Origin of the sequence: Streptomyces sp. NRRL S-378 (assembly GCF_000720645.1) — a bacterium.
Lineage (GTDB): Bacteria > Actinomycetota > Actinomycetes > Streptomycetales > Streptomycetaceae > Streptomyces.
Genome location: NZ_JOBX01000198.1, coordinates 1 through 576, shown reverse-complemented (window position 1 = coordinate 576; position 576 = coordinate 1). Strand labels below are relative to the sequence as shown.

General features: G+C 73.8%; 1 protein-coding gene. It reads left to right on the top strand.

Annotated elements, in window-relative coordinates; all coding sequences use genetic code 11:
• Positions 1–21 precede the first annotated feature (21 nt).
• On the top strand, positions 22–576 hold a 555-nt coding region (locus IH80_RS0138480), incomplete at its 3' end, for an AMP-binding protein (protein WP_420708923.1).

Below are 576 nucleotides of genomic sequence, written 5' to 3'. Positions count from 1 at the left end.
CCGTCCACGTACGAGCTGTGGGTGCCGTTGCTCCACGGTGGCCGGACGGTGGTGTCGCCGGAGGGTGATCTGAGCGTGGCGACGCTGACGCGTCTGATCGCCGAAGAGCGGATCACCGGGCTCCAGGTGACGGCGGGGTTGTTCCGCGTCATGGCGGAGGAGGACCCGGGGTGTTTCGCGGGGGTGCGGGAGGTGATCACGGGAGGTGACGTGATCTCCCCGGCAGCCGTCCGACGGGTCCTCGACCACTGCCCGGACATCGTCGTGCGATCGACGTACGGGCCCACCGAGACCACCCTCTTCGCCTCCCAGGCCCCCTGGACCGCCACCGACACCGTGCCCGCGCCGGTCCCGGTCGGGCGGCCGCTGGACGGCATGCGCGCCCACGTCCTCGACGAGGCCCTCGGCCCGGTCCCGGCGGGCGTGACGGGAGAGCTCTACCTCGCCGGTGCGGGTCTGGCCCGCGGCTACCACCAGCGTCCGGACCTGACGGCGGAGCGGTTCGTCGCCGACCCCTTCGGTCCGGCCGGCAGCCGCATGTACCGCACCGGCGACCTGGCCCGCTGGGCCGACGGC